The following is a 6,153-nucleotide window of genomic DNA, read 5'->3' as shown; positions in this document are numbered from 1 at the left end:
CTGGCCCACCTCGAACCCACCGCCAGGCGGTGAGGGGGCGGGTTCCGTGCGGGCGCGTCCCGTCGGAAAGCTTCGTGGCCGAAATGGCTGATAATAAAAATGTCAGCTGTTGTCACCCCCCCAGGCGATGGTGGATTTCCTCTTCGGTTGGGGCTCGCCATCGAAGGCCAGCGCCCCGCGCCCGACGCCCTCCACGTCGATCAAAAGGGTCGGGGCGTGGGCAGCCAGGGCGGCAGCCAGAGCTGGGGCCAGCAGATCCAAGCCACCCCCCGGCCACGTTTCCAAGCACGCGATCTCCACCGCGTGGGCCTCGGGGGCTGGTGACGGGTGGGTGGCCTCCAGAGCCTCCTGGACGCTTCGGACGAGTCCTTCGGCCGATATCGGCTGGGTCAGATCAGCGTGCACCGTTCCACGCGGGCCGGCGGCCGGAGGGATCTGGGTCCGGGCCGTCAACACCATCACGGGGATGGCTGCCAGGTCCTCCCGGCGCCCCATGGCCTCCAGGCCGTCCATGCCGGGCAGCATCAGATCCAGGAGGACCAGGTTGGGCCGTTCCCGGGCCATGGCCTCTAGGGCTTGGAATCCGTCTTCTGCGTATCGGACCTCGTGGCCGGCGCGTCGCAGCACCAAGCCGATGGGCCGGCGGGTGTCCGGATCGTCATCCACCACCAGCAATCGCGCCATGGGCGCCTCCCATTTAGAAGAGGCGGGGCTGCCCGGAGGGGCGGACCACGTCGGCGCCTCCGGCGGCTAGATGAGCCAGCCGGGTGGGCTCCGGGAGCCGATGTCCCCGCACGCATGCCATCACGGTGGCGATGGCGTTCTCGAGGGAGATGCGGTGGCCGATAGAGACGAAGACCGGGGCTGCCCCGGTCCGGGTGCGCAGCACCGCGCCGATCACCTCCGGGCCGTCCTGCAAGGGCGTCCAGGCGCCGGGCACGTCCGGCGGCGGCTCGTAATGCCCCCACAGTTTCGACTTGGCGCATCCGATGGCGGGGAGATCGAGGTAGACCCCCAGGTGGGCCGCGATGCCCATCCGCCGGGGGTGGGAGATCCCATGGCCGTCGACCATCAGGAAGTCCGGGGCGACCGGCAGGCGCTCCAGGGCCGCCAGGATGGCGGGGGCCTCTCGGAAGGCCAAGAGGCCGGGGATGTAAGGGAAAGCGACCGGGACCTCGGCCACCGCCTGGGCGAGCGGGGTGAGATCGGGGAAGCGCACCGCCACGGCGGCGGCGCGGGCCATCTCCCCTCGGAAGCCCACGTCGACGCCCACGATCACAGCGCTGGGCTTCGGCATGGGTCCCTCGCGGATTACCTGATCTTGCAGGCGCTCCTGGAGGGCGATGGCCTCCTGGGGTGAGATCGTCCATGGATGGGGATGGCGGGGCTGGATCGGCATAACGGTCGTCCCCTGCCGTTGAACCTATGCTCATCGGGTCAAGGACACTAGGCGTCTGGCCAGTTCCCGGAACTGTTCGGCCAGCAACCCCTCCGGCTGCAACAGCACGATGGGGATCCCCTGGTCGGCGGCCTGGTGGGCCAGTTCGGGCGCCGGGGAGATAAATCCGATGGGCTCCAGCGAGAGGGCCTCCTCGATCTGCCGGCGGGTCAGGGCGATGCCGGAGACGGCACGGTTGACCACTACCAGGCCGAGTTGTTGTGGCACCCAGCCGATCTGGGGCAGCAACTGGATCAGTTCCCGGGCGTGGACGAGGGCCAGCGCGGTCGGCTCCATCACCAGCGCCAGGTAGCGCAACTCCCCCAGCAGGGCGCGGGCGGCGTCGTCGAGGGTGTGGCCCATATCGAACAGGATGTAGTCCCCCAGGGTCGCCAGGTGCCGGGCGATGGTGCGGATGTGGGCGGATGACAGCATCGTCGGCCGCGGGGTGTAAGGGGCGAGCAGCATCCGCAGCCCGCTGACGTGGCGGGTCAGATGCTTCTCGATGGTCGGCGGGTCCAGTTCCTGGGGCGGGTAGGCGAGCAGGCTCGGCAGCCCGAAGGCTTGGGAGAGGCGGAGCAGATAAGCCAGCCCGCCGTGGGGAGCGAGGTCGGCCAGGATGACGGCCGGGGGGCGGAAATCCGGCGGCGGGGTCCGCACGGTCGGCGGCAAGTGGCCCGCCCCCAGGGCCAGGGCCACCGCTGTGTTCAGGGCCACCGTGGAGGTCCCCACCCCGCCCTTCACCCCGAGGAAGCCAAGAGTGGCCGCCTGCGCGCGGGCCGTGGCCTCGGCTTTCAGGCGGGCGGCCCGTTGGAGGAAGGCTTCCACCCGGGAGAGCAGCTCTGCCGGATGAACGGGTTTGGTGAGGTAATCGTCTGCCCCGGCTTGGAAGCCGGCGATCTTGTCGGCCACCGCCGTCTTGGCGGTGAACATCAAGATGGGGATGGCGGAGGTCCGAGGGCTGGAGCGGAGGCGGCGGCACACCTCAAAGCCGTCCATGTCCGGCATCATCACGTCCAAGATGATCAAGTCCGGCTGCTCGGTCTCCGCCTTGGCCAGGGCCTGCACCCCGCTGGTGGCAGGGATCACCCGATAGCCCTTCCGTTGGAGCATCAGGCCGATGAGTTTCACAGTCTGGAGATCGTCATCCACGACGAGGATCGCTTCGGCCATCGGCGGGCCTCTCCTTCTTGAGTGACGCCGCAGGGTCCGGGCCGGTGGGCTTACGCCGCTGTCCCGAAGCCCGGGGCCGTGAAGCGGGCGTAGAGGGCGTCGGTTTTCGCCGCCATGATGAAGTCGTTCCGGTGAAGGCCCCGGATCTTGTGCGTCCACCACGTCACGGTGACCTTCCCCCAGGCGGTGAGCAACACCGGGTGATGCCCCTCCGCCTCCGCCAGTTCCCCCACCTGGAGGGTGAACCGCAGGGCCTCGGCGAAGTTCCGAAAGCGGAAGGTCCGCTCCAGGCGGGGGATCCCCTCCCGGACCACCACCTGCCACGCGGGGACCTGCGGGTGCAGGGCGGCGATCTCCGCTTCGGTGAGCGGAGGCTCCCCCCCACGGCATGGGACGCACCGCTGTTCGACCAGCTGCTCCATCGGCCCTCACCCCGCCCGGTTTTCCGGATTCGTTTCCAGTATACTCCTTTCGCGAGGAAGATGGGCATCGGATCCAAAGGGCCGGGGGGCGGGCCCGCCCACGCCCCTGCGCGTCCTGGCCGGCCCGAAGCCTATGGGGGCGAGGTGGACCATGCGACAGCCGCTGATCGTCGGGAACTGGAAGATGCACAAGACCGCGGCGGAGGGCCAGGCCTTGGCCCGGGCGATCCGGGAAGGCCTGCACGCCACGACAGTGGAGGTGGTCGTGTGTCCGCCCTTCACGGCCCTCCCGGCTGTCCACGCCGTCCTGCACGGCTCTCCGATCCAGGTGGGGGCCCAGAACATGCACTGGGAGGATGCCGGGGCGTTCACCGGGGAGATCTCCCCGGTGATGCTGAAGGAATGGTGTCGTTATGTGATCATCGGCCACTCCGAGCGGCGCCAGTATTTCCACGAAGACGATGAGACGGTCCGCCGCAAGGTGGCGGCGGCGCTGCGCCACGGGTTGACCCCTATCCTCTGCGTCGGGGAGACCCTGGCCCAGCGGGAGGCGGGCCAGACCGGCGCGGTGGTGGCCACCCAGACCCGTCGGGCGCTGGAGGGGTTAACGCCGGAGCAGGTCGCCGGGCTGGTCATCGCTTACGAGCCGGTCTGGGCCATCGGGACGGGGCGGGCGGCCACCGGGGCCGACGCCGAGGAGGTGATCCAACGCAGGGTCCGGGGGACGTTGGCCGAGGCCTTCGGGGCAGAGGTGGCCCGTCGGGTCCGGGTCCTTTACGGGGGCAGCGTGACCCCGGAGAACATCGGCGAGTTCGTCTGCCGGCCCGGCATCGATGGGGCCCTGGTCGGGGGTGCCAGCCTAAAGGCAGAGTCCTTTCTGGGGATCATCCACGAGACCGCCCGGGCGAAGGCGTGAGGCGGATCGCCAGATGCCTGTCGGTTCGCGCGGCGGGCCCCGACGCGTTCTGATCTTCGGCGCCGGCGCGGTGGGCGGCTACCTGGGGGCTATGCTGGCGGCCTTCGGCCACGAGGTGATCCTGCTGGGGCGCCCGCCGGTGGTCGAGGCCCTCCGGCGCCGGGGCCTGACGCTCCTGCGGCCGGACGGCACGGCGTGGCGGGTGTTCCCCCAGGCGGTGACCGCGGTCGATGCCGTCGAAGGAGAGGTGGACGCGGTTTTCCTGACGGTGAAGGCCCACGACACGCCGGCCGCTTTGGAGGCGTTGGGGCGGAGGCCCTGGCCTTCCGCCCTTTTCTTCTGCTGGCAGAACGGGGTGGATGGGGAAGCCGCGCTGGCGGCGGCCTTCGGACCCGAGCGGGTGGTGGCAGGGACCTTGACGCAGCCGGTTTCGGTGGTCGCCCCTGGCGTGGTGCGGCTGGAGCGTCGACGGGGCGGCCTGGGGCTGGCCCCGATGATCCCGGATCGGGATCTGCGGGAGTGGCAGGGCCTCCTGCGGCTGGCTGGGTTCCCCGTCCGCCTCTATGCGAGCCCGATGGCGATGAAGTGGTCCAAGTTGCTCCTCAACCTGCTGGCCAACGCCACCTGCGCCATCTTGGATTGGCCGACGGAGCGGGTGTTGGGGGATCCGCGGGCTTTCGCGGTGGAGCGAGCGGCCTTCCGGGAGGCCCTGGGGGTGATGCGGGCCTTGGGGCTGCCGATCGTCGCCCTCCCCGGCTATCCGGTCCCGTGGCTGGTCTGGGTGCTGGAACAGTGGCCCGCCGCGGTGGCCCGTCGGGTGCTGGCGCCGCTGGCCGCCCAGGGCCGCGGGAGGAAACTCCCCGCTCTGCATCTGGACCTGCGTCGAGGCGCCCGCCTGGAGATCGAGGCCTATTCCGGGGCCGTCCTCCGTCACGGGGCCCGGCTCGGGGTGCCCACCCCGGTTCACCGGGCGCTGGCTGAGATCCTGGAGGGGCTGGCCGCGGGCCGGGAGGATCGGACCTTCTGGCGGGGCAACGTCGAGGCCTTGCTGCGGCGGACCGGCCTGGATCGCTAGAGGGTTTGGAAAGAGGGGGATCGCGGCGTGGGGCGGCTGGAGGTGGTCGGGTTGACCCGTCGCTACGGCGAGGTGGTGGCGCTGGACAATGTGAGGTTTGCGGTCGCCGAGGAAGAGATCCTGGCGGTCTTAGGCCCCAGCGGGAGCGGGAAGAGCACCCTCCTGCGCTTGATCGCCGGCCTCGAGGCGCCCGACGCGGGCCGCATCCTCTTGGACGGCCAGGACCTGGCCGGCGTCCCCCCCCACCGGCGCCGCATCGGCCTGATGTTTCAGGAGTTCGCCCTTTTCCCGCACCGGAACGTTTTTGAGAACATCGCCTTCGGCCTGCGCATGCAAAAGCGGCCGGAGGCGGAGATCCGGGAGCGGGTGCAGGCCCTCCTGGAGCAGGTGGGCCTCCCGGGCTTTGAGCGGCGGGAGATCCACACCCTCTCAGGGGGCGAGAAGCAGCGGGTGGCCCTGGCCCGGAGCCTGGCGCCGCGGCCGCGGGTCCTGCTTCTGGATGAGCCCCTGGGGTCTCTGGATCGGGTGCTGCGGGAGCAATTGGTGTTGGAGATCCGGGCGCTGTTGAAATCCGAGGGCGTGACAGCGCTGTATGTCACCCACGACCACAGCGAGGCCATGGCGGTGGCGGACCGGGTCCTGCTCCTGCGCCAGGGGCAGGTCGAACAGATCGGACCGCCGCAGGCCCTCTATCGGGATCCCGCCACCCCGTTCGTTGCCCGCTTTCTGGATCTGGGAACCCTGCTGGAGGGCCGCGTGGTGGCAGGCGGGGAGGGGGTAGCGGTGGAGACCCCAGCAGGGATCCTTCGCGGGCAGCCGCGGGGGGCCCTCCGGACAGGGGATCGGGCCTGGGTGCTGGTCCGCCACACCCCGCGGCCGACGGGGGAGGGGTCGAAGAATCGCCTCGTCGGCTGGGTGGAGAGGGTGTCCTTCCGGGGCCTTTACGTGGAAGTTTGGGCGCGAGTGGGGAACGCGCGGCTCCGCTTCGTGTTCCCACCGACCGTCCCGGAGGTTCATCCGGGGATGACATGGTCCCTGGAAGTTGCCACAGCGGATGTCCTGGTCTGGCCGGCAGCGTGAGGGACGATGGCAGATGCGCGGCATCCGGTATAATAGAGCCATCCGGACC

The 6,153-nt window shown here is 70.2% G+C and carries 7 protein-coding genes; 3 read left to right on the top strand and 4 right to left on the bottom strand.

All coding sequences use genetic code 11. The annotated features are described in order from the left end of the window. Positions 1-102: 102 nt before the first annotated feature. The 4 genes from C4313_RS06585 to C4313_RS06570 are packed head-to-tail and all read right to left on the bottom strand — an operon-like array spanning position 103 to position 3,033. Complete coding sequence (locus C4313_RS06585; RefSeq protein ID WP_352429072.1) at positions 103-684, bottom strand: response regulator transcription factor; 582 nt, start codon at positions 682-684, stop codon at positions 103-105. Between the two features lie 13 nt (positions 685-697). Further along, positions 698-1,399: a deoxyribonuclease V gene (gene nfi / locus C4313_RS06580; RefSeq protein ID WP_352429071.1), complete on the bottom strand. Its 702-nt coding sequence runs from the start codon at positions 1,397-1,399 to the stop codon at positions 698-700. Positions 1,400-1,429: 30 nt separating this feature from the next. Then, positions 1,430-2,611, bottom strand: coding sequence for a CpaE/TadZ family protein (locus C4313_RS06575; protein WP_352429070.1), 1,182 nt, complete (start codon positions 2,609-2,611; stop codon positions 1,430-1,432). A 50-nt stretch (positions 2,612-2,661) separates the two neighbouring features. Next, positions 2,662-3,033 (bottom strand): 4a-hydroxytetrahydrobiopterin dehydratase, encoded by a 372-nt coding sequence (locus tag C4313_RS06570; RefSeq protein WP_352429069.1) that lies wholly within the window; start codon positions 3,031-3,033, stop codon positions 2,662-2,664. A gap of 151 nt (positions 3,034-3,184) precedes the next feature. Here C4313_RS06570 and tpiA point away from each other — a divergent pair, with 151 nt between their 5' ends. From tpiA to C4313_RS06555, 3 genes are read left to right on the top strand one after another with little or no spacing between them, the layout of a single operon-like run. Further along, complete coding sequence (tpiA, locus tag C4313_RS06565; RefSeq protein WP_352429068.1) at positions 3,185-3,949, top strand: triose-phosphate isomerase; 765 nt, start codon at positions 3,185-3,187, stop codon at positions 3,947-3,949. A 13-nt stretch (positions 3,950-3,962) separates the two neighbouring features. After that, the gene (locus C4313_RS06560) at positions 3,963-5,024 is read left to right on the top strand and encodes a ketopantoate reductase family protein (protein ID WP_352429067.1); all 1,062 of its coding nucleotides are present in this window, start codon (positions 3,963-3,965) and stop codon (positions 5,022-5,024) included. Between the two features lie 27 nt (positions 5,025-5,051). After that, complete coding sequence (locus C4313_RS06555) at positions 5,052-6,104, top strand: ABC transporter ATP-binding protein (protein ID WP_352429066.1); 1,053 nt, start codon at positions 5,052-5,054, stop codon at positions 6,102-6,104. Positions 6,105-6,153 lie beyond the last annotated feature (49 nt).

Source organism: Thermoflexus sp. (genome assembly GCF_040289485.1).
Lineage (GTDB): Bacteria > Chloroflexota > Anaerolineae > Thermoflexales > Thermoflexaceae > Thermoflexus.
This window is presented reverse-complemented; position numbering and strand designations above follow the sequence as displayed.